General features: G+C 65.6%; 18 protein-coding genes. 1 reads left to right on the plus strand and 17 read right to left on the minus strand.

All coding sequences use genetic code 11. The annotated features are described in order from the left end of the window. Nucleotides 1-64: 64 nt before the first annotated feature. The 3 genes from hisC to VE092_RS08165 form a co-directional block, all read right to left on the minus strand. Nucleotides 65-1,147 carry a histidinol-phosphate transaminase gene (hisC, locus tag VE092_RS08155; RefSeq protein WP_324875607.1) on the minus strand — a complete coding sequence of 361 codons (1,083 nt, stop codon included), beginning with the start codon at nt 1,145-1,147 and terminating at the stop codon, nt 65-67. Between the two features lie 93 nt (nt 1,148-1,240). Further along, a complete protein-coding gene (locus VE092_RS08160) occupies nt 1,241-1,903 on the minus strand; it encodes a hypothetical protein (protein WP_324875609.1) in 663 nt (220 codons plus the stop codon). Between the two features lie 83 nt (nt 1,904-1,986). Continuing rightward, nucleotides 1,987-2,661 carry a Crp/Fnr family transcriptional regulator gene (locus VE092_RS08165; protein ID WP_077237306.1) on the minus strand — a complete coding sequence of 225 codons (675 nt, stop codon included), beginning with the start codon at nt 2,659-2,661 and terminating at the stop codon, nt 1,987-1,989. 180 nt (nt 2,662-2,841) lie between these two features. Between VE092_RS08165 and VE092_RS08170 the strand changes: the two genes are divergently transcribed. Beyond that, the gene (locus VE092_RS08170) at nt 2,842-4,482 is read left to right on the plus strand and encodes an acyl-CoA synthetase (RefSeq protein ID WP_324875612.1); all 1,641 of its coding nucleotides are present in this window, start codon (nt 2,842-2,844) and stop codon (nt 4,480-4,482) included. Between the two features lie 31 nt (nt 4,483-4,513). Here VE092_RS08170 and VE092_RS08175 read toward each other — a convergent pair whose 3' ends face one another. The 14 genes from VE092_RS08175 to VE092_RS08240 form a co-directional block, all read right to left on the minus strand. After that, a complete protein-coding gene (locus VE092_RS08175) occupies nt 4,514-5,104 on the minus strand; it encodes a molybdopterin-dependent oxidoreductase (RefSeq protein ID WP_324875614.1) in 591 nt (196 codons plus the stop codon). A 125-nt stretch (nt 5,105-5,229) separates the two neighbouring features. Next, on the minus strand, nt 5,230-6,144 hold the full coding sequence (gene panS, locus VE092_RS08180) for a ketopantoate/pantoate/pantothenate transporter PanS (RefSeq protein WP_006464609.1): 915 nt from the start codon (nt 6,142-6,144) through the stop codon (nt 5,230-5,232). 237 nt (nt 6,145-6,381) lie between these two features. Continuing rightward, on the minus strand, nt 6,382-6,660 hold the full coding sequence (locus tag VE092_RS08185; protein WP_102664148.1) for a hypothetical protein: 279 nt from the start codon (nt 6,658-6,660) through the stop codon (nt 6,382-6,384). A 185-nt stretch (nt 6,661-6,845) separates the two neighbouring features. Beyond that, on the minus strand, nt 6,846-8,513 hold the full coding sequence (gene ettA / locus VE092_RS08190) for an energy-dependent translational throttle protein EttA (protein ID WP_039790218.1): 1,668 nt from the start codon (nt 8,511-8,513) through the stop codon (nt 6,846-6,848). Nucleotides 8,514-8,553: 40 nt separating this feature from the next. Next, the gene (gene rarD / locus VE092_RS08195) at nt 8,554-9,450 is read right to left on the minus strand and encodes an EamA family transporter RarD (RefSeq protein WP_077237305.1); all 897 of its coding nucleotides are present in this window, start codon (nt 9,448-9,450) and stop codon (nt 8,554-8,556) included. A 147-nt stretch (nt 9,451-9,597) separates the two neighbouring features. Then, entirely contained in the window at nt 9,598-10,113 is a 516-nt protein-coding gene (locus VE092_RS08200) for an ureidoglycolate lyase (RefSeq protein ID WP_324875619.1), read from the minus strand. Continuing rightward, the gene (locus VE092_RS08205) at nt 10,100-11,305 is read right to left on the minus strand and encodes an amidase (RefSeq protein ID WP_324875621.1); all 1,206 of its coding nucleotides are present in this window, start codon (nt 11,303-11,305) and stop codon (nt 10,100-10,102) included. Before VE092_RS08205 ends, VE092_RS08200 begins: the two co-directional genes overlap by 14 nt. A 66-nt stretch (nt 11,306-11,371) precedes the next feature. Further along, nucleotides 11,372-12,370, minus strand: coding sequence for an ABC transporter ATP-binding protein (locus VE092_RS08210; RefSeq protein WP_324875623.1), 999 nt, complete (start codon nt 12,368-12,370; stop codon nt 11,372-11,374). After that, a complete protein-coding gene (locus VE092_RS08215; RefSeq protein WP_324875625.1) occupies nt 12,363-13,454 on the minus strand; it encodes an ABC transporter ATP-binding protein in 1,092 nt (363 codons plus the stop codon). The genes VE092_RS08210 and VE092_RS08215 overlap by 8 nt, the downstream gene beginning before the upstream one ends. Beyond that, a complete protein-coding gene (locus VE092_RS08220) occupies nt 13,451-14,356 on the minus strand; it encodes an ABC transporter permease (RefSeq protein WP_324875627.1) in 906 nt (301 codons plus the stop codon). Before VE092_RS08220 ends, VE092_RS08215 begins: the two co-directional genes overlap by 4 nt. Nucleotide 14,357: 1 nt before the next feature. Continuing rightward, the gene (locus VE092_RS08225) at nt 14,358-15,311 is read right to left on the minus strand and encodes an ABC transporter permease (RefSeq protein ID WP_006464618.1); all 954 of its coding nucleotides are present in this window, start codon (nt 15,309-15,311) and stop codon (nt 14,358-14,360) included. Nucleotides 15,312-15,453: 142 nt separating this feature from the next. Beyond that, complete coding sequence (locus tag VE092_RS08230) at nt 15,454-17,115, minus strand: ABC transporter substrate-binding protein (RefSeq protein WP_324875630.1); 1,662 nt, start codon at nt 17,113-17,115, stop codon at nt 15,454-15,456. Between the two features lie 117 nt (nt 17,116-17,232). Continuing rightward, a complete protein-coding gene (locus VE092_RS08235) occupies nt 17,233-17,928 on the minus strand; it encodes a FadR/GntR family transcriptional regulator (RefSeq protein WP_324875632.1) in 696 nt (231 codons plus the stop codon). 288 nt (nt 17,929-18,216) lie between these two features. Beyond that, entirely contained in the window at nt 18,217-19,440 is a 1,224-nt protein-coding gene (locus tag VE092_RS08240) for a Bcr/CflA family multidrug efflux MFS transporter (RefSeq protein WP_324875634.1), read from the minus strand. Between the last annotated feature and the right edge of the window lie 330 nt (nt 19,441-19,770).

Raw genomic sequence — 19,770 nt, forward strand, 5'->3', positions numbered from 1 at the left:
TGGCGCCAGCGGCCGCTCAGCTAAGGTTTGGGGACAGCGGACCGGCCGCCGTTCCCCGCAGAATTTACTGCTGACCCAGATGGCGCCCCAGTGCCTCCACCAGCGTGGCGCAATCCGCATCGGTACCGATGGTGATACGCAGGAACTGCTTGATGCGCTCGGTCTTGAAGTGACGCACGATGATGCCGTCGCTGCGCAGCGCCGCCGCCAGGGCGGCCGCATCGTGTTGCGGATGACGCGCGAAGACGAAGTTGGCCGCCGACGGCAGGACCTGGAAGCCCAGGCCTTCCAGTTGCGCCACCAGGGCGGTGCGGCTGGCGATGACCATGCCGCAGGTCTTCTGGAAGTAGTCCTCGTCCTCGATGGCGGCGGTGGCGCCGGCAATCGCCGGGCGATCCAGCGGATAGGAGTTGAAGCTGTTCTTGACCCGCTCCAGCGCATCGATCAGGTCGGCGTGGCCGATGGCAAAACCGACCCGCATGCCGGCCAGCGCGCGCGACTTGGAGAAGGTCTGCACCACCAGCAGGTTAGGATAACGCTGCACCAGCGGGATGGCGCTCTGGCCGCCGAAATCGATGTAGGCTTCATCGACCACCACCACCCGCTCCGGATTGCCCTGCAGGATGCGCTCGACCTGGTCCAGTCCCAGCAGACAGCCGGTGGGCGCGTTCGGGTTGGGGAAGATGATGCCGCCGATGGCCTCGCCCTGGCCGATGTAGTCGTCGGCGCGCAGCGTGAAATCCTCGGCCAGCGGCACGGCGCGATACTCGACCTGGTACAGGCCGGCATAGGTCGGATAGAAGCTGTAGGTGATGTCCGGGAACAGGATGGGCTTGCCATGCTGCAGCAGGGCCTGGAAGGCATGCGCCAGCACTTCGTCGGAGCCATTGCCCACGAACACCTCGCGCGCGCTGATGCCGTCGGCGGCATGGCGGCGGGCGATGGCCAGCTTGAGCGGCTCGGCATCCGGATTGGGATACAGGCGCAGGCTGTCGCTGACTTCACGGGCGATGGCCTGCAGCGCCAGCGGCGACGGGCCATACGGGCTCTCGTTGGTATTGAGCTTGACCAGGCGCGCGATCTTGGGTTGTTCGCCGGGGGTGTAGGGCGTCAGGCGGCTGACGATGGGGCTCCAGAACTTGCTCATGAGAAATCGGCCCGCAGCGGGCCACACAGAATTGAGGGAAAGCGCAGATGGTAGCAAACTTGCCGCCGGGCGGCGGACTGCACCTCGGAAATCTCAGAAATAGGGCCGGTAGCGCGGCTTGCGCGCCTCATCCTGGCGCGACGGTGCGACCTGCACGGGCGTGCTGCTGAGCAGCGAGATGGCGCGGCGGGCGATCTCCGGCGGTAGCCCGATGGCTTCCTGGCAAGCCCGCTGCAGCGCCGCCAGCGAGGCAAATCCGGCCGCCGCAGGCGCTGCGCCGGCATCTTCCATGCGCGCCAGCCCGGCCAGGACCCAGGCCACGCGCTGCTCGCGCACCAGGCTGCGCAGCGATTCCCCTTCGGCAAAGAGCAGCGCGCGCAGACGCGCCGGGCTCATCTGCCAGTCACGGGCAATGCCCTCGGCGCGCCAGTCGGCCGCAGGTTGCGCGAAGATCGCGGCGGCCAGGCGACGTGCATGGGGCTTGCTGGCATCGGCCGCGCTTTCCATGTCCGCCGGAGATTGCGTCTCCAGCGCCAGCGACCACACGGCCGGACGCATTCCCTGCGCCGCCATGCGCGGATGGGCCAGGCAGGAGAAGCGCACGAAGGACGGGACGGTGAAGCTCTCGCCCTCCCTCAGTTCGATGGTGACATTGCCGCTCCTGAGCGTGGCTGCGCCCTTCCACACCCGCACCCGCGCCGGCGCGGCGAAACGCAGTTCGCGCAATTGCAGGTGATGGTGGGTGACGATGGCCATGGCAATTCAGTTGCGGGAAGGTCGACCGATGGTATGCCAGGCCTGACCGCCAGACTGTCGTTGCGGTGACAGGCTGCGCCGCCTCATAGCGAAGCCATGCCGAAAGCGCGCAGACCATCGAGGTCGACCACGCGGATGCTCTGGTAGGAAATCTCCACCAGCCCCAGTTCGGCCAGGTGGCGCATGGCCTGGTTCACGCGCTGGCGTGACAGACCGGTCAGGAGGCCGATCTCTTCTTGCGACAGTTCCAGCACCTTGGAAGTACGCGGGTACAACATGGGATGGAAGAGTTGCGCAATCGCCTGCGCCACCCGGGCATCCACATCCAGCAGACGTTCGTTCTGCACTGTGGCGATGAACTGGCCCATGCGCTCGTTCAACTGGCCGATGACGAAGGCATTGAAGGGCAGGCTCTCGGCCATCAGGCGATGGAAGGTATCGGCCGGTACCAGCAGGATCTGCGAGGCGCGGATGGCGATGACATCATAGCGGCGCGGCTCGCGCTTGATCACGCTGCCCTCGCCGCACCACCCGCCCTCGGGCACGCCCGACAGCGTGCTGCTGCGGCCGTCGATGTTGTAGACCGCCAGCTTGATGAGGCCCTCATGCACGCCGATCCAGTAATCGGACCGCTCGCCCCGCCGGGCCACGAAGGCATCGGCGGCAAAGCGTGACAATTGCGTGGTCGCGGCCGCCAGCGCACGATGTTCGGCCGACAGGGCGGCGAACCAGTCGTATTGCTGCAGAAGCTGCGCCATCTTGCTGCTCATGAGGGGGCTTGGGGAAGGAGGAAAACGCCGGACATTGTCGCATGTCAGCCTTGTCGTCGTGATGACAAAGCGCAAGCCGGCTTCAGTGCTACCCTAGAGAACTGATCTGCGGCTGATAAAAAATGCACAAGGCCGCCGCCCCACCATCCCCGCCGCTAGGAGACAGACATGGCAGATTTCGACACCGGCCTCGGCCGCAACACCGCCAATTACGCGGCCCTCACCCCCATCGATTTCATCGCGCGTGCCGCCGCCGTCTATGGCAAGGGCACCGCCATCATCCACGGCGCACTGCGCCAGGACTGGGACCAGACCTACCGCCGCACGCGCCGACTGGCCAGCGCCCTGCAAGGCCTGGGCGTGGGCAAGAACGACACCGTGGCAGCCATGCTGCCCAATACCCCGGCGATGGTGGAGGCGCACTTCGGCGTACCGATGGCCGGCGCCGTCCTCAACGCGCTCAACATCCGGCTCGACGCCGAATCCATCGTCTTCATGCTGCGCCATGGTGAAGCCCGGGTGCTGCTGATCGACAGCGAATTCGCCGCACTGGCACAGCAGTTGCGCACGCAATTGCCGGCCCTGAAGATCGTCGAAGTCTTTGATGAACTGGGCCCGCCACCGGTAGCCGGCGAACGCTTCGGCCACCTCGAATACGAAGCCCTGCTGGCCAGCGGTGACGAACAGTTCGACTGGCAGATGCCGGCCGACGAATGGGATGCGATCGCCCTGAACTACACCTCCGGCACCACTGGCGACCCCAAGGGGGTGGTCTACCACCATCGTGGCGCGGCCTTGAATGCGGTGTCCAACATCCTCGAATGGGACCTGCCCAAGCACCCGGTCTATCTGTGGACGCTGCCGATGTTCCATTGCAATGGCTGGTGCTTCCCGTGGACGGTGGCCGCGCGCGCCGGTGTGAACGTCTGCCTGCGCAAGTTCGAGCCCAAGCTGGTGTTCGACCTGATCGCCGAGCACGGCATCACCCACTACTGCGCCGCGCCCATCGTCCATGCGGCGCTGGCCAATGCGCCCGAGGGCTGGCGCGTCGGCATCCGCGGTCCGGTCAAGGCGATGGTGGCAGGTGCACCGCCGCCAGCGGCCGTGCTGGCCAAGATGGAGGCCATGCAGTTCGAACTGACCCACGTCTATGGCCTGACCGAGGTCTACGGGCCGGCGGCGGTCTGCGCCGAGCAGGATGACTGGAGCGGCCTGTCGGTGGACCAGCGGGCGGTGTTGAAGTCGCGCCAGGGCGTGCGCTACCACCTGCAGAGTGGCGTGACGGTGCTCTCGCCGGACACCATGGAAGCGGTCGCCGCCGATGGCGAAGAGATCGGCGAGATCATGTTCCGCGGCAACATCTGCATGAAGGGCTATCTGAAGAATGACAAGGCCACGCAGGAAGCCTTCGCCGGCGGCTGGTTCCACACCGGCGACCTGGGCGTGATGAATGCCGACGGTTACATCAAGATCAAGGACCGCAGCAAGGACATCATCATCTCCGGGGGCGAGAACATCTCCAGCGTGGAAGTGGAAGACGTGCTCTACCGTCACCCGGCCGTACTGGCGGCTGCCGTGGTGGCACAGCCGGACGAGAAATGGGGCGAGACCCCCTGCGCCTTTGTCGAACTGAAGGAAGGTGCCGACATCGGCGCGGCCGAACTGGCCGAGTTCTGCCGTGGCCACCTGGCCGGCTTCAAGGTACCCAAGGCGATCTACTTCGGACCGTTGCCCAAGACCTCCACCGGCAAGATCCAGAAGTTCGAACTGCGCAAGCGGATGAAGTCGGACAGCGCCATCAACGTCTGAGGCGCCTCGGCACTTTCACCAACGCTTGGCATCAGGCCTTGCGCACGGCGATGTGGTACAGGCCCCACGGGCATTGGCCGAAGCGCTCCGGCAAGGGGCGCGCGGCCATCTCCGGGAAGCTGTCGGCCTCATAGACGGCCCACAGCGGACCGAGCCCGCCCAGCGGAATCGGCTTGCCATCCAGGTGGGTGGCGACGATGAAGCGGTACTTGGCAATATCGGCTGCGGACACCAGCACCGCATAGCCATCCACCGCGCGCAGGGCGCAGTTCTGCAGCGCGGCGGGGGCGCCACAGACGCGCAGCACCTCCGACAACAGGGGACCGCGCAGGCTATGGCGACGGCGGTCGTATTCCAGCGTGGGGTGGATTTCCACCGAAGGCAGGGCCGACAGGGCGGCAAAGTCGAAGGTATAGGCCTTGTCGAAACTCAGTTTCTGCTTGGCCATCATCTGGTCCAGCGCCGGATCAAGGGCGCCGCGATTGCTGTTGCCGATGTCGCCGGTGACGGTCAGCAACACCGGTCCGGACCCACCGGCCTTCTTGTCCGCAGCCAGCGCCGGCAGGACGGCCGGTGCGGCCAACAGGGTGGCGCCCAGGCGCATGAACTGGCGTTTTTGCATGATGGTCCCTTCCTTGGAGGATGAATGTGGCCGATTGTAGGCACATAACGGCCCATGAACAACGGCCCGCTTCCATACGGGAGCGGGCCGCGTCGTTTCAGGCGAATATCAGGCGAATACAGGGCTCAGTCACGCGGCGGGCGACCGCGCCAGTAACCGGCCAGCAGCGAACCCGACAGGTTGTGCCACACCGAGAACAGCGCGCCCGGCAAGGCCGCCACCGGGGTGAAGTAAAGCTTGCCCAGCGCAGCCGCCAGACCGGAATTCTGCATCCCCACCTCGATGGCCAAGGTGCGGCATACCGCTTCGTCGAAGCCGAGCAGGCGGCCACCCCAGTAGCCACCCAGCAAACCCAGGCCGTTGTGCAGGATCACGCCCACCAGTACCACCAGGCCCACCGAGGCGATGCTGGCCTGGCTGCCGGCGACCACCGCCGAGATGATCAGCAGGATCGCCACCATCGACACCAGCGAGAGGTAGGGTTCGATGCGGCGGATCAGGTTGCCGGCAAACAGGTTCAGCACCAGGCCCACGGCGATGGGCACCACCACGATCTGCACGATGGACATGAGCATGGCATGCGCGTCGAAGTGGATGGAAGCGTCCACATACAGCTCCGTCAGCAGCGGCGTGGCAAATACCGACACCAGCGCCGACAGCGTGGAAATGGTGACCGACAGCGCCACGTCGCCGCGCGAGAGATAGATCATCACGTTGGAGGCGGTACCGGAGGCAACGCTGCCCACCAGCACCATGCCGGCGGTCAGGTCAGGCGGCATGCGCAGCACCTTGGCGATGACCCAGGCGGCCAGCGGCATGACCAGATAGTGCAAGATGATGCCGGCAGCCACCGGCGCGGGGCGCTTGATGATGCGCTTGAAGTCATCCACCGTCAGCGTCACGCCCATGGTCAGCATGATCAGGGTGAGGAGCTGGGTGATGTACTTGCCCAGGGGCGTGAAGGTCGGTGGCGAAAAATAGGCGGCGGCGGAAAGCAGCAGCGCCCACACGGGGAAGAGGCGGGTAATCGTGGCGAGCATGTCAGGGCGGATGAATGATGGATACAGTCCTGGGACCCGATGGCAAACGTAGCCCGGGGAGCCAGGTGGCGCGAATTTTTTTATCGGGTGCGCGGATGACGCGAACGAGGAAGGAGAGATCATCGCGCCCGGGATAGGACGGCGGCCTCTTCTCGACCGGGCGCCTGGTGGGCGCGAGGGCGTGATTCTACCCGCGCAGGGCGTTTTCTGCCCGCTCCCGGGCCATGGGAACCGCTCCTATGGGGATGGATCACACTTGAAGGTCAACATCACCTTGGGCGGCATCACCCCGATCACGCCATCGGAGCGCTCACTGCCGGTCACGCGTGTGCGGCGCCCGCGCTGGCGACACCAGTCGTCGGCCTGCTGCAGGCCCTGGAGCGCCACGCCCTCGTTGCCGTGCCAGCGCGAACTGGCCACCAGCAGATAGGTGTCCTTGTCGATCTGCGTGACCGGTTGCGAACTGGCGCAAGCACCCAGCAGCAGACAAATGGCCAGCACCTGGCGCGTCTTCATCGACGTTCCCCCCGAGGATTCCTGTGATGCAGGGATGGTAGCCATCGGCACGGGCCCCGTCATGCATCCCTACAACTCTTTACACGCCATCCCCGCCGAAAAAAAACGCCGCTGACGTCAGCGACGTCCAGCGGCGTTTCCCGGGTACGGATCGATCAGGCGATCAGCGAGCGATCAACGAGCGATCAGCGCGTGACCGGCTTGTAGCGGATGCGCTTGGGCTTGGCGGCTTCTTCGCCCAGGCGCTTCTTCTTGTCGGCTTCGTATTCCTGATAGTTGCCGTCGAAGAAGGTGACCTGCGAATCACCCTCGAAGGCGATGATGTGGGTCGCGATACGGTCCAGGAACCAGCGATCGTGGGAGATCACCAGCACGGTGCCGGCGAATTCCAGCAGCGCATCTTCCAGGGCACGCAGGGTTTCCACGTCGAGGTCGTTGGACGGTTCATCCAGCAGCAGGACGTTGCCGCCCTGCAGCAGGGTCTTGGCCAGGTGCAGGCGGCCGCGCTCGCCACCGGAGAGGTTGCCGACCACCTTCTGCTGGTCGCCGCCCTTGAAGTTGAAGCGCCCCAGGTAGGCGCGCGACGGCATTTCGAAACGGCCCACGGTGAGGATGTCGGCACCGCCGGAAACGTCCTCGAAGACCGTCTTCTTGTTGCCCAGGTCTTCACGCGACTGGTCCACCAGCGACACCTTGACGGTGGGGCCCAGCACCAGTTCGCCGCTGTCCGGGGTCTCGCGACCGGCCAGCATGCGGAACAGGGTCGACTTACCGGCACCGTTGGGGCCGATGATACCGACGATGGCACCGGCCGGAATCTTGAAGTTCAGGTTGTCGATCAGCAGGCGGTCGCCATAGCCCTTGCTGACGTTCTTGAATTCGATGACTTCATTGCCCAGGCGCTCGGCCACGGGAATGAAGATTTCCTGGGTCTCGTTGCGCTTCTGGTATTCGTATTCGGACAGTTCATTGAAGCGGGCCAGGCGCGCCTTGCTCTTGGCCTGGCGGCCCTTGGGGTTCTGCCGTACCCATTCCAGTTCCTTGGCGATGGTCTTCTGACGCGCCGATTCGCTGGCTTCTTCCTGCTTCAGGCGGGCTTCCTTCTGTTCCAGCCAGGAGCTGTAGTTGCCCTTCCAGGGGATGCCGTGGCCACGGTCCAGTTCCAGGATCCATTCGGCGGCGTTGTCGAGGAAGTAGCGATCGTGGGTGATGGCCACCACGGTGCCGGGGAAGCGCTGCAGGAACTGCTCCAGCCAGTCCACCGATTCGGCGTCCAGGTGGTTGGTCGGCTCGTCCAGCAGCAGCATGTCGGGCTTGGAGAGCAGCAGCTTGCACAGTGCCACGCGGCGCTTTTCACCACCGGAGAGCACGCCGATCTTGGCGTCCCAGGGCGGCAGGCGCAGCGCGTCGGCGGCCATTTCGAGCTGCTGGTTGAGGCTGTTGCCGTCTGCGGCGGCGATGATCGCCTCCAGACGGGCCTGCTCGGTGGCCAGGGCGTCGAAGTCGGCGTCTTCCTCGGCATAGGCGGCGTAGACGGCGTCCAGCTTGGCCTGGGCTTCGAAGACTTCACCCAGGGCGCTTTCGACTTCCTGGCGCACGGTCTTCTCGGCATCGAGTTGCGGTTCCTGCGGCAGGTAGCCGATGTTCAGGTTGGGCATCGGGATGGCTTCACCCTCGATTTCCTTGTCGATGCCGGCCATGATCTTGAGCAGGGTGGACTTGCCCGAGCCGTTCAGGCCGAGCACGCCGATCTTGGCGCCGGGGAAGAAGGACAGCGAAATGTCCTTGAGGATCTGCCGCTTCGGCGGCACGATCTTGCCGACGCGGTTCATGGTAAAGACGTATTGGGCCATGGTATGAGTTGCCAGTAAGAGGGAAACGATGAGCCGGTGCTCAGGCGCTGCCGGCGCCGGGCTCGGTCGAGCTTTGTGCGCGGGAGCGCATGTAGCGCCACAAGCCTTCGGCGGAGTATACCGCGAGCGCCGCCCAGATCACGCAAAAGCCGATGGCGCGGGCGCCGGTGAAGGGTTCGCCGTAGATCAGCACCCCGCCCAGCAACTGGATGGTGGGCGAGATGTACTGCATCAGGCCCAGCATGGATAGCGGGATGCGGCGCGCGCCATGGGCAAACAGCAGCAGCGGTACCACCGTGATGGGGCCGGACAGCATCAGCAGGACCTGGGCGCTGGTAGAGGCATGGGTAAAGGCATTGCTGCCGCGCACGGCATCGATGCCCAGCAACAGCAGCACCAGCGGCAGCATCAGCAGGGTTTCCAGCGACAGGCCTTCCAGCGGGCCCAGGTGGGCGGTCTTGCGCAGCAGGCCATAGAAGGCGAAGGACAGCGCGATCAGCAGCGAAATCCAGGGCAGCTTGCCGTTGGCGAAGGTCAGCCACAGCACCGCACCCAGCGCCAGCAGGACCGAGAGCCATTGCAGCGGACGCATGCGTTCCTTGAGGATCAGGTAGCCCATGAAGACGCTCATCAGGGGGCTCATGAAGTAACCCAGGCTGGTATCGACGATGCGCCCGGCATTCACCGCCCAGACATACAGGGTCCAGTTGCCGCTCAGCAGCAGTGCCGACAGCAGGCAACCGGCCACCACCCTGGGCTGACGCGCCACCTCCCCCAGCCAGCGCCACTGTCGCCGCCAGGCCAGCACACCCGCCAGGAACACGCAGGACCAGAACAGGCGCTGCACCACGATATCGAAGGAAGCAACCTCCTTCAACAACTTGAAGTAAAGCGGGAACAGGCCCCACAGGACGGAGGCAGCGACTGCGTGCAGCATGACGGTGACAGGAAAAAAGGAAGGCAGCCGCGACCAGCGCACATGACTACCAGGCGCAAGACTGATCGGGGCTGTGACAATCCGTCATTATTGCAGGATTCGCCGGGGGCGGCTTGCCCAGGCCCAACATCAGCCGCATCAGCCGCATCAGCCCAACCGCACTTCCACGCGCGTGTCCATGGCCATGACCTGGCAATCCTCGCTGGCCGCCGCGCGCTCGATCACCAGCACGTCGGCTGCGCCCACCGTGATCAGGGGGTGATGCCAGACGCCGCGCCGCAGCGTCACGCCCTGGCCGGGTTCGATCAGGAAGGCAACGATGGCGGCCTCGTCGGGGGTGTCGCCACTGCCGGCCAACACCGCCAGGCAGCGACTGGCCCCCAGCGGGATGAAGCTCTGGCTGCCCAGGCGATGGCGCTCGAAGGCGCGCAGGGGATAGGGCGCCCGGTGGGTCTGCGCGTCGGTGCGGAACAGGGCCACGCAGGCGCGGCCGCCCTGCTCCTCTACATCCAGCCGGGCCACGTCATCGAAACGTTGGGTGGTGCCGAAGTTGATCTCGCGCCCGGCCTCGCCCGGCGCGAGCAGGTCACCGTAGGGCGCAAAGGCCGGTGCCGTCAGCGGTTGCGCCAGCACCACCCGTGGCGTGGGCTCAGGCGCACTCATGCATCAGTCTCGCGGCATAGCGGATCAGGGAACGGTCGCTGCCGACCGGTGCGATCAGCGAGAAGCCGAAGGGCGCGCCATCCAGGCGCATCAGCGGCAAGGAGATCTGCGGGCAACCCGACAGCCCGGCCAGGCAGAGCATGCGCACGGCCTGGTTGCGATAGTTTTCCAGGGACTGTTCGGAGTCGGTCAGCAGTGGCGCCACATCCGGCGCGCTGGGCAACAGCAGCACGCCATCCTGGCCCAGCAGGCGCTGGAAGACTTCGCGGAAGCCGGCGCGCACCGCACTATGCTGCTGCATCTGCTGCGGCGTGATGGTGGCCGACCAGGAGAAACGCTCGGCCACGCCCGGGCCGAGCTGGAAATCATGACGACGGATCTGCTCCCCATGGGCCTGCCAGGCTTCATAGCCCTGGATGTGGCGGAAGGCCCAGTACAGGGTATCGAAGGAAGGCGCGGCGGTCTTCACCGGTTGCGGGGTGCCGATCACTCCAGCCAGACGATCCAGCGTGTGCGAGAACACCTCCTGCACACGGGGCTCCAGCAGGGCCAGCACGGCTGCCGCCACCATGGTGCGTGGCTGCTCGGGCAGGGGCGCGCTATCAGGGCCCAGCAAGACCTCGCCGGCGCGGCTGAACACCCCCATGTCGCGGGCGAACCAGCCGCAGGTGTCGAAACTGCTGGCCAGGTCCATGACCCCGGCCAGCGATACGCGCCCATGCGTCGGACGCAAGCCGATCAGGCCGCAATGGCTGGCCGGCACGCGCACCGAACCGCCGGTATCGGTCCCCAGCGCCAGATCGGCCAGGTCGTTGGAGACCGCCGAGGCCGAACCGGAACTGGAGCCACCGGGAATGCGATCGGGTGCACCGCCATTGCGCGGCGTGCCGAAGTGGGCGTTCTTGCCATTCATGGAGAAGGCCAGTTCATCGGTATAGACCTTGCCCACGAAATGGGCGCCGGCCTGCAGCAGTGCCTGCACTGCCGGCGCCGAAGAAGACTTGATGCCGGACATGGCCAGCATGTGCGGATTGCCGCAACCGGTGGGGTAGCCGGCCACATCGAAGATATCCTTCACGGCCAGGCGGACCCCGGCCAGCGGGCCGGCAGCGGCGCTCTCCAGCGGCACGGGAGGATAGGGGACGAAACAGCGGGCGGAGACAGCAGCAGCGGCGTGGGCATCGGCGGTCATGCAAAGGTCCTTGTCAGGTCAGAGTGTTCGGGGTAGTCGGGATGCAGGGCAGGCAGTAGCCGGCACTCAGGCGGCGAACTGTAGTTCCTGCGCACGCAGACAGCGTACCGCATGCTGCGCATCCAGTTTCAGCTCGGGGGGTTGCTGGTTCAGGCAATCCGGTCGGGCATGGACGCAGCGTTCGGCGAAGGCACAGCCGGGCGGGAGATTGGCGAGATCCGGCGGCGCACCGGGAATGGTCTGCAGGCGCTGGCCCTTCTGCATGGCGCCATGGCTGCGGCTTTGCAGCAGCGACATGGTGTAGGGATGGCGCGGCTGGGTCAGCAGCCGGGCGGCAGGTCCCTGTTCGACAATGCGACCGGCGTACATCACGGCGATGCGGTCGGCCACCTCGACGGCGGCGCCGATATCGTGCGTGACGAAGATGATCGACAAACCCAGCTCGCGCTGCAGTTCACGCAGCAACAGCAGGATCTGGATCTGCACCGTGGCATCCAGTGCGGTGGTCGGTTCATCGGCCAGCAAGACCTTGGGCGAGCACGACAGGGCCAGTGCGATCATGGCGCGCTGGCGCATGCCGCCCGACATCTCGTGCGGATAGGCATCCAGGCGGCGCTCCGGGCTGGGGATGCGCACCTTTTCGAACAGCGCCAGCGCCTGGGCGCGGGCCTCGGTCGCCGAGACCTTGCGATGGCGGCGGATGGTCTCGACGATCTGGGCGCCCACGGTATAGACCGGGTCCAGCGCCAGCAGGGGCTCCTGGAAGATCATGGCGACCGCATCGCCGCGCAGGGCCGAGAGTTCGCGTCCGTTCATGGCCAGCACGTCGCGGCCATCGACTTCCAGCCGGCCCTCGATGCGGGTGCGCGCTTCGGGATGCAGACGCATGATGGAACGCAGCGTGACACTCTTGCCCGAACCGGATTCGCCGATCAGCGCCACCACCTCGCCCTCGGCCAGTTCCAGGTCCACGCCGCTGACGGCGCGGATGGTCTTGCCGGGCGCCTTGAAGCTCACGCGCAGATCCTGCAGGCGCACCATGGATTGCTTGCCTTGTTCAGCCATGTTGCGGCTCCTCGATGATCATGCCGGCCTCGAAGGCGGTGGCGTCGTAACCACTGCCCGCTTCATAGCGCAGGCAGGCCACGCCATGCCCGGGCGTCGCCTCGACGAAACTGGGGGCGCGCTGCTTGCAGACTTCCTGCGCGAACTGGCAGCGCGTATGGAAGCGGCAGCCGGAGGGCGGGTTGATGGGATTGGGTGGATCGCCCGCCAGCGGGGCTTCCTCGGTGCGGCGGGTGGGGTCCATGCTGGGCATGGACCGCAGCAGCGCCCGTGTGTAGGGATGGCGGGGCGCGTCGAACACCTGTTCGGCCGGACCGACCTCGACCACCTGGCCCAGGTACATGACCAGCACGCGGTCGGAGATGAAGCGCACCACGTTCAGGTCGTGGCTGATGAAGAGATAGGTCAGGCCGAACTCCTGCTTCAGGTCCAGCAACAGGTTCAGCACCTGGGCCTCGACCGACTTGTCCAGGGCCGACACGGCTTCGTCCAGGATCACCAGGCGCGGCTCCAGGGCCAGGGCGCGGGCGATATTGACGCGCTGACGCTGGCCACCGGAGAGTTCGTGCGGATAACGTCCGGCAAACCGCTCCGGCTGCAGGCCCACACGCGCCAGCAGGCTGCGGGCGCGGGCGATGGCCTGGCGTGCCGGCAGGCCGTGCACGGTGGGCGCGAAGGCAATCGAATCCTCGATGGTCATGCGCGGGTTGAGCGAGGAATAACTGTCCTGGAACACCATCTGCGCCTGGCGCCGGAACTGGCGCAGGGGCAAGGCGCGCGAACCGACGGTCTGGCCGTCGAACACCAGCTCGCCGCTGTCCTGCTGGATCAGCTGCATCAGCACGCGGGCGGTGGTGGACTTGCCGCAGCCGGACTCGCCGACCACACCCAGGGTTTCGCCCTTCATGATGTCGAAGCTCACGCCATCGACGGCGCGCACGGCATTGGCCGGCCCCCGCTGGAAGGGCAGGCCCTGCTGTTTGAGCGGGAAGTGCTTGAGCAGCGCACGCACGCCCAGCAGCGGCTGGCGCGGGCCGCCGATGTCGCGGATCTCTTGCGTGAGGAGATGGGCAGTCAGGCTCATTGTTTGACCTCCATGGCCGAACGCAGGCCGTCGGACAACAGGTTGAAGGAAATCGAAGTCACGAAGATGAAGGCACCCGGCAAGGCCGCCACCCAGGGCTGGGTATAGATGGCGGTGCGCAGGGTATTCAACATCAGGCCCCATTCGGGCTCGGGCGGCTTCACGCCCAGGCCGAGGAAGGACAGGCCCGAGGCCAGGATCATCGATACCGAGATCAGGCTGGTGGAATACACGAAGATCGGTCCCAGCACATTGCCCAGCACATGCGCCCGCACGATGGTGAAGGCGCCGGCCCCGGAGGCGCGTGCGGCATCGACATAGTCGCTGCGCCGTACCTGGGTGGTGACGCTCTCGGCGATGCGGGCGATCTGCGGCACGAAGACGATGGTCAGCGAGGTAAGCGCGTTGAAGATGCCCGCACCCAGGGCACCCGACAGCGCGATGGCCAGCAGCACGGAGGGAAAGGCGTAGAGGATGTCGATGCTGCGCATGATGGCGGTATTGGTGAAGCCGCCCGCATAACCGGCCAGGATGCCCAGTGCACTGCCGATCACGAAGGCCAGCAGCACCGGCGTGATCCCCATGAACAGCGACAGCCGCCCGCCCAGCAGCAGGCGCGAGAACAGGTCGCGTCCCAGTTCATCGGTCCCCAGCAGGTGACCGGCGGTGCCGATGGGTTTCAGGCGCGCAAACATCGAGGTGGCGAAGGGATCGCCGGGCATCACCCAGGGTGCGGCGACGGCGGCGAAGATCAGCAGCAGCAGGATGCCGGCGGCGATCATGGCACCGGGGTTGCGCACCAGACGTGCGGCGACGTTGGCCCAGTGGCCGCGCGAGCGCCGCAGGGTAGCGTCCTGCGCATCGGCAGTGTCGAGGGCGGAGACGGGGGTGGTGAGATTCATGTCAGGCTCGCTCGATACGGGGGTCGAAGATGGTTTGCAGGATATCCACCAGCAGGTTCAACGCGACGAAGAACAGGGCCAGCACCAGGATGCTTCCCTGCAGCAGCGGCAGGTCGCGCTGGAAGATCGCCTGGTTCAGCAGGAAGCCGGTGCCGGGCCAGGAAAACACGGTCTCGATCAGGATCGAGCCACCCAGCAGGTAACCCAGCTGCAGGCCCATCACGGCCAGCGCGGTGGGGGCGGCGTTCTTGACCACATGGCGCAGCACGCCGGCATCGGACAGGCCGCGCGCCTTCAGGCCGACCACGAACTCCTGCGACAGGATGTCGGCCACCAGCGCCCGCACGGTACGGGCAATGATGCCCATGGGGATGAAGGACATGGTGACGGCCGGCATGATCAGGTACTTCATGTGCTCCAGGTCCCACACCCACGCGCCCGAACCGTCGGGCCCGGCACCGGTGGCGGGCAGCCACATCAGCTTGGACGAGAACACGATCACCAGCACCATGCCCAGCCAGTAGTGCGGGACCGAGACACCCACCACCGAGATGAAGGAAGCCAGCCGGTCGATCCAGGAATTGCGGAAGTAGCCCGCCACGAAACCGAACAGCGAGCCGAAGACGAAACCGATCAGGGTGGCCACGGCGGCCAGCATGAAGGTATTGCCGACCGCCTTGAACACTTCGGCGGCCACCGGCCGGCCGGTGGCGATCGAACTGCCCAGGTCGCCATGCAGGGCGCGCCAGACCCAGCTCAGGAACTGCTCGGGATAGCTGCGGTTGAAGCCGTAGAGTTCCATCAACTGCTTTTGCAGGTCAGCCGAGGCATCCGGCGGCAGGATCGAGACCAGCGGATCACCCGGGGCGATATGGACCAGCATGAAACAGAGAAAGGCCACGCCCAGCATGATGGGCAGTGCGTAGAGGGTGCGTCGTATGAGGTAGGCAATCATGGCGGTTCCGGCGACGGGTCGGGATCAGCGGCACCAGCGCCGCAAACCAGGCAAGACAAGGGATGGTGCAGAAAACGTCAAAGTACGGGAAGCGTCAGCGGCGCCGGGTCGTGCAGGGTGGCGCCGCTGACGCGGTTCAGTCTCAGTCCATGCTCATGGTGGCGATATCGATGAACCAGCTTTGCGGCTGGACCACGCCCTTGACCTTGGCGGCGATGGCACGCGGACCGGTGTCGTGGGCCACCCAGACGAAGGGCGCCTCATCCACGATCTTGGCGTGCAACTGGGCCAGCAATGCATCACGTTGCTTGGGATCGAAGGTGGTGCGGGCCTTGGCGATCAGGGCATCGACCTCCGGGTTGCTGTAGAAGCCCCAGTTGTTGGAGGTCGGCGGCGCAGCCTTGGTATCGACGAAACGCACCATGGCGAAGAACGGGTCCATCGAGGCGAAGCTGACGTTGATCGCATTGGCACCGTGCGCGCTCGGGTCCTTGGCGCCGATGCGCCAGTTGGTATAGAGCGTGTTCCACTCGATGACGTCGAACTGCACATCGAAGAAGCAATCCTTCAGGTTCTGCTGCATGAACTCGTTCATCGGCAGCGGTTGCATCTGGCCAGAGCCGGAGGCCGAGATCTGCACCTTCACCGTCAGCGGCTTGGCCGCCGAGTAGCCGGCTTCGCTCATGAGTTTCTTGCCGGCGGCAGGGTCGTACTTGATCTGGAAGCTGGGGTTGCCACGCCACGGGTGGCCGGGTTCCACGGTACCGGTGGCCTCACCCATGAGACCGCCCAGCAGCTGCTTCATGGCCGGACGGTTCACGCACAGGTTGGCGGCATGGCGCACGCGCTTGTCCAGCCAGGGCGAACCGGGGACGAAGGAGAGTTGCCACGGCCACACGTGCGGCTGCGGATTGGAATAGATCTTGAAGCCGCGTGCCTTGATGGCGTCCAGCGCGTCAGGCGCCGGGGCCTCGATCCAGTCCACCTGGCCCGACATCAGGGCGGCGGTGCGCGAGTTGGCCTCGGGCAGGGGCAGCATCACCACGCGATCGATCTTGGGGCGGCGCGCCGGGTCCCAGTAGCCATCATTCTTGACCACTTCCAGGCGCTCGCGCGGGACGAACTTGGCCATGCGGAACGGGCCGGTGCCGGACGCATCAGCGGCAAAGGCGGCCCAGGCCTGCTTGGAGCGCTCGGCCTTGTCGGTCACCGATGCCGGCACGGCGGCCAGCTTCTTCTCCCATTGCGCGGGCGAGGCCATGAACAGGTTGGTCAGGTTGATCGGCAGGAAGGAGTCCGGCTCGGAGGTGGTCAGTTCCACCGTCATGTCATCGATCTTCTTTGCCGAGCGCAGGGTGGGCATGCGCGAGGCGGTCACGCCGACCTGGCTGGGGTCGAACTGCACGGCGTTCTTGTCCAGCACCTTGTTGACGTTCCAGACCACGGCATCGGCATTGAAGGCCGAGCCGTCATGGAATTTCACGCCGGGACGCAGCTTGAAGATCCACTTGGTCTTGTCCTTGGCATCGACCTGCCACGACAGGGCCAGGTCGGGAATCAGTTCGCTGGCCTTGTCGGCCTTGGACAGGTCCCATTGCGTCAGGCCGTCATACATGGGGATGCCGGTGAAACGGTTGCCCTCGAAGCCCTGGTCGGGCTGGCCCAGCGTGCGCGGGATGTCGCCGGCGGTCATGGCGATGCGCAACACCTTTTCGGCGTGGGCGGGCAAGGCAGCCAGACTGGCAAAGGTACCGAAGGCCAGGGTACAGGCCAGCGTCAGGGTAGCGGTCTTGGGAAATTTCATGGCAGTGCTTTCCTTGTTGAGGGACGACGATGGAAACGACAGATGAAACGCAAACGGCACGATGACAACGACAGCAAAGTTGGCGAAAACAGCCAGGCAGCCACGGGAGGCAAGGCGTCAGGGTGGTGAAAAACCGAGACCGACCCGCTCGGCAGCGTTGGCGATGTGTTCCTGCATCGCACGGCGCGCGCCCTCGATATCGCCTGCCGAGATGGCAGCGGCGATGGCGCGGTGCTCCACGGCGGGCGCCCAGATGCGTTCACGATCGGCAAATGGAACGCGCAGGCTGTGGCTGATGGGACGTTCGAACTGGCGCACCACCTGGACGAAGGCGGGATTGCCGGAGAGTTCGGCGACCAGTTGATGGAATTCCAGGTCTGCATGGGAAGCACTGACCAGGTCGAGATTCTTGAGCGCATCCTCGAAGCGGGCCTGGATGCCCCACAGGCGCGGCGTGGCATGGGCGGTGATGTGGCGCGCGGCCAGCGCGGCGGCCGCCGATTCGAGGACATGGCGCAGCTGGAACACGGCCGCCAGATCCAGCTCAGGGGCGCTGCTGTCTTCCTCGCCCAAGGAGGGTAACGGCGGTGCGATGCGACCATCCTGGCGCTCGGTGACCAGGGTGCCCTTGCCAGGCACGGAGCGGATGAAGCCCAGCGCTTCCAGCATCGACAGCGCCTCGCGCAGGGAGGCGCGGCTGATGCCCATCGATTCGGCCAGCTCGCGCTGGCTGGGCAGCATCTCGCCGGCGGCATAGTTGCCGCTGAGAATCTGGCGCTGCAAGGTCTGTGCTGCAATATTGGGCATGCTCATGGTGGCGTCCTCGGATTGGCCTGACTGGTCAGACCGCGACAAGAGCTACAGCAACGAGCGTGCCACCCGCTGCTGCACAGACCGCAGATCCTTGCCTGACAAGGCTTTGCCGGGCACCAGCGGAGGCGTCCATGGGGTCGCCTCGCGGGGCCGCATGAGCACTCTTGAGGCAATCACGCACCTCATGCGTGAGGCGCCATCCCGAAAAGTGGGCAAGCGCAGCAGTGCCGGCCGAAAAAAAACCCGGCGCATGCCGGGTTTCTGGATAGTCACGGGTAGAACGGCGCGTCAGTGCCCGGCCGGGGTCACAGGCTCATGCTTGGCCACGAAGTGATACAGCAGGAAGGCCGCGATACCGCAGATGGCCATCACCGAGACCAGCGGCAAGGCGGTGCCGTCATGCCACAGGCTCATCACCACGCCGGACAACACCCCCATGCCGAATTGCAGCGTCCCCATCAGAGCGGCCGCCGTGCCGGCCTGGCGCCCCTGGTGCTTGAGCGCGATGGCGGTCGCGTTGGGGCCGGTGAAGCCGTAGGCGGTGAGGAAACCGAAGAAGCCGAACAGCAGCAGCGGCAGGCTCTCCAGCCCGACCAGCACCAGCAGCGCCACCGCCAGGGAGAGCCCGGCCGGTACCCACAGCACCTTGCCCAGTACGCGCTCGGCTGAACGCCGCACCACCAGGCGCGCATTGATCTGCGAGGCGGCGATCAGGCCGATGGCATTGGAGGCGAAGACGAAGCCGAAGTACTGCGGCTTGATGCCGTGCAATTCGATCACCACGAACGGGCCGCCGGCGATGTAGGCGAACATGCCCGCCTGCACCAGCCCGCCGCAAAGGACATAGGACATGAACTGGCGATGACGCAGCAGGCCCCAGTACTGGCGCAGCGTGCGGCCCAGGTGCAGCGGTTCGGCGCGGGAGACATCCACGGTCTCGGTGAGGTACTTGCGCGTGCCCAGCATGCACAGCAGACCGAACAGGGTGAGCACCACGAAGATGCCGCGCCAGCTGGCGAAGACCAGCATCAGGCCGCCGATGAAAGGCGCCAGGATGGGCGCCAAGCCGAACACCAGCATGAGCATCGAGAAGGCCTTGGCCGAGCCCTCCGCGCCCATGCGGTCGCGCACCATGGCGCGCGGGATCACCATGCCGGCACTGCCCCCCAGGCCCTGGAACAGGCGCAGCACAATCAGGGTTTCGATGTTCTGGGCGAAGATGCACAACAGCGAACAGACGAAGTACAGCGCGATACCGAAGAACAGCGGCGGCTTGCGGCCGAAGCGGTCCGACAGGGGACCGTAGAACATCTGGCCGACCGCCAGCCCGATCAGGAAGGAAGCCAGGGTCAGCTGGACCAGGTTGGTGCCCACACCCAGGTCCTGGGCGATGGCGGTGAAGCTGGGCAGGTACATGTCGATGGCCAGCGCGCCCATGGCAGTGAGGGCGGCCAGGACAGCCAGCCATGGAGGGAATTTGCCCATCGAGAGCGAGTTATCTTTGTTGTGCATGTGGAATTGTCGAGGCGACCGCACTCCGCGCAAGGGCGGGATGCTGCCGGGTGAAGCGGTGTGGCCGGAGGGCGCGAGGCCCACATTATAAAGTGCCGGCGCACTTCCTTCAGGTAGCCCTCGCAGGCAATGCGAGCTTGCTGTCCGGCAAAAACTGAGCGACGACAAGAAAAGCGTACGGTGTTCGTGCAGGCCGGCGTAAAAGCTGGCACACTGAATTGCATGGTTCTCAAGTGACAAGATCACATGCACGGCGGGGCGGTGGGCGCAGTGCGAGCCACCCGCCCGGCAAAGGGTGCGGCAACGTGCTGCAGAACAAGAAATATTCGC

Origin of the sequence: Herbaspirillum sp. (assembly GCF_035644555.1) — a bacterium.
Classification (GTDB): Bacteria; Pseudomonadota; Gammaproteobacteria; order Burkholderiales; family Burkholderiaceae_D; genus Herbaspirillum.

Bases quoted from the DNA above. Each gene is read 5' to 3' on its own strand.
- VE092_RS08205 (WP_324875621.1), bottom strand. From the start codon at position 11,305: ATGACCGCCGATGCCCACGCCGCTGCTGCTGTCTCCGCCCGCTGTTTC.
- VE092_RS08210 (WP_324875623.1), bottom strand. From the start codon at position 12,370: ATGGCTGAACAAGGCAAGCAATCCATGGTGCGCCTGCAGGATCTGCGC.
- VE092_RS08165 (WP_077237306.1), bottom strand. From the start codon at position 2,661: ATGGCGCAGCTTCTGCAGCAATACGACTGGTTCGCCGCCCTGTCGGCC.
- ettA (WP_039790218.1), bottom strand. From the start codon at position 8,513: ATGGCCCAATACGTCTTTACCATGAACCGCGTCGGCAAGATCGTGCCG.
- VE092_RS08220 (WP_324875627.1), bottom strand. From the start codon at position 14,356: ATGAATCTCACCACCCCCGTCTCCGCCCTCGACACTGCCGATGCGCAG.
- VE092_RS08225 (WP_006464618.1), bottom strand. From the start codon at position 15,311: ATGATTGCCTACCTCATACGACGCACCCTCTACGCACTGCCCATCATG.
- hisC (WP_324875607.1), bottom strand. From the start codon at position 1,147: ATGAGCAAGTTCTGGAGCCCCATCGTCAGCCGCCTGACGCCCTACACC.
- VE092_RS08185 (WP_102664148.1), bottom strand. From the start codon at position 6,660: ATGAAGACGCGCCAGGTGCTGGCCATTTGTCTGCTGCTGGGTGCTTGC.
- VE092_RS08240 (WP_324875634.1), bottom strand. From the start codon at position 19,440: ATGCACAACAAAGATAACTCGCTCTCGATGGGCAAATTCCCTCCATGG.
- VE092_RS08230 (WP_324875630.1), bottom strand. From the start codon at position 17,115: ATGAAATTTCCCAAGACCGCTACCCTGACGCTGGCCTGTACCCTGGCC.
- rarD (WP_077237305.1), bottom strand. From the start codon at position 9,450: ATGCTGCACGCAGTCGCTGCCTCCGTCCTGTGGGGCCTGTTCCCGCTT.
- VE092_RS08170 (WP_324875612.1), top strand. From the start codon at position 2,842: ATGGCAGATTTCGACACCGGCCTCGGCCGCAACACCGCCAATTACGCG.
- VE092_RS08215 (WP_324875625.1), bottom strand. From the start codon at position 13,454: ATGAGCCTGACTGCCCATCTCCTCACGCAAGAGATCCGCGACATCGGC.
- VE092_RS08175 (WP_324875614.1), bottom strand. From the start codon at position 5,104: ATGCAAAAACGCCAGTTCATGCGCCTGGGCGCCACCCTGTTGGCCGCA.
- panS (WP_006464609.1), bottom strand. From the start codon at position 6,144: ATGCTCGCCACGATTACCCGCCTCTTCCCCGTGTGGGCGCTGCTGCTT.
- VE092_RS08235 (WP_324875632.1), bottom strand. From the start codon at position 17,928: ATGAGCATGCCCAATATTGCAGCACAGACCTTGCAGCGCCAGATTCTC.
- VE092_RS08160 (WP_324875609.1), bottom strand. From the start codon at position 1,903: ATGGCCATCGTCACCCACCATCACCTGCAATTGCGCGAACTGCGTTTC.
- VE092_RS08200 (WP_324875619.1), bottom strand. From the start codon at position 10,113: ATGAGTGCGCCTGAGCCCACGCCACGGGTGGTGCTGGCGCAACCGCTG.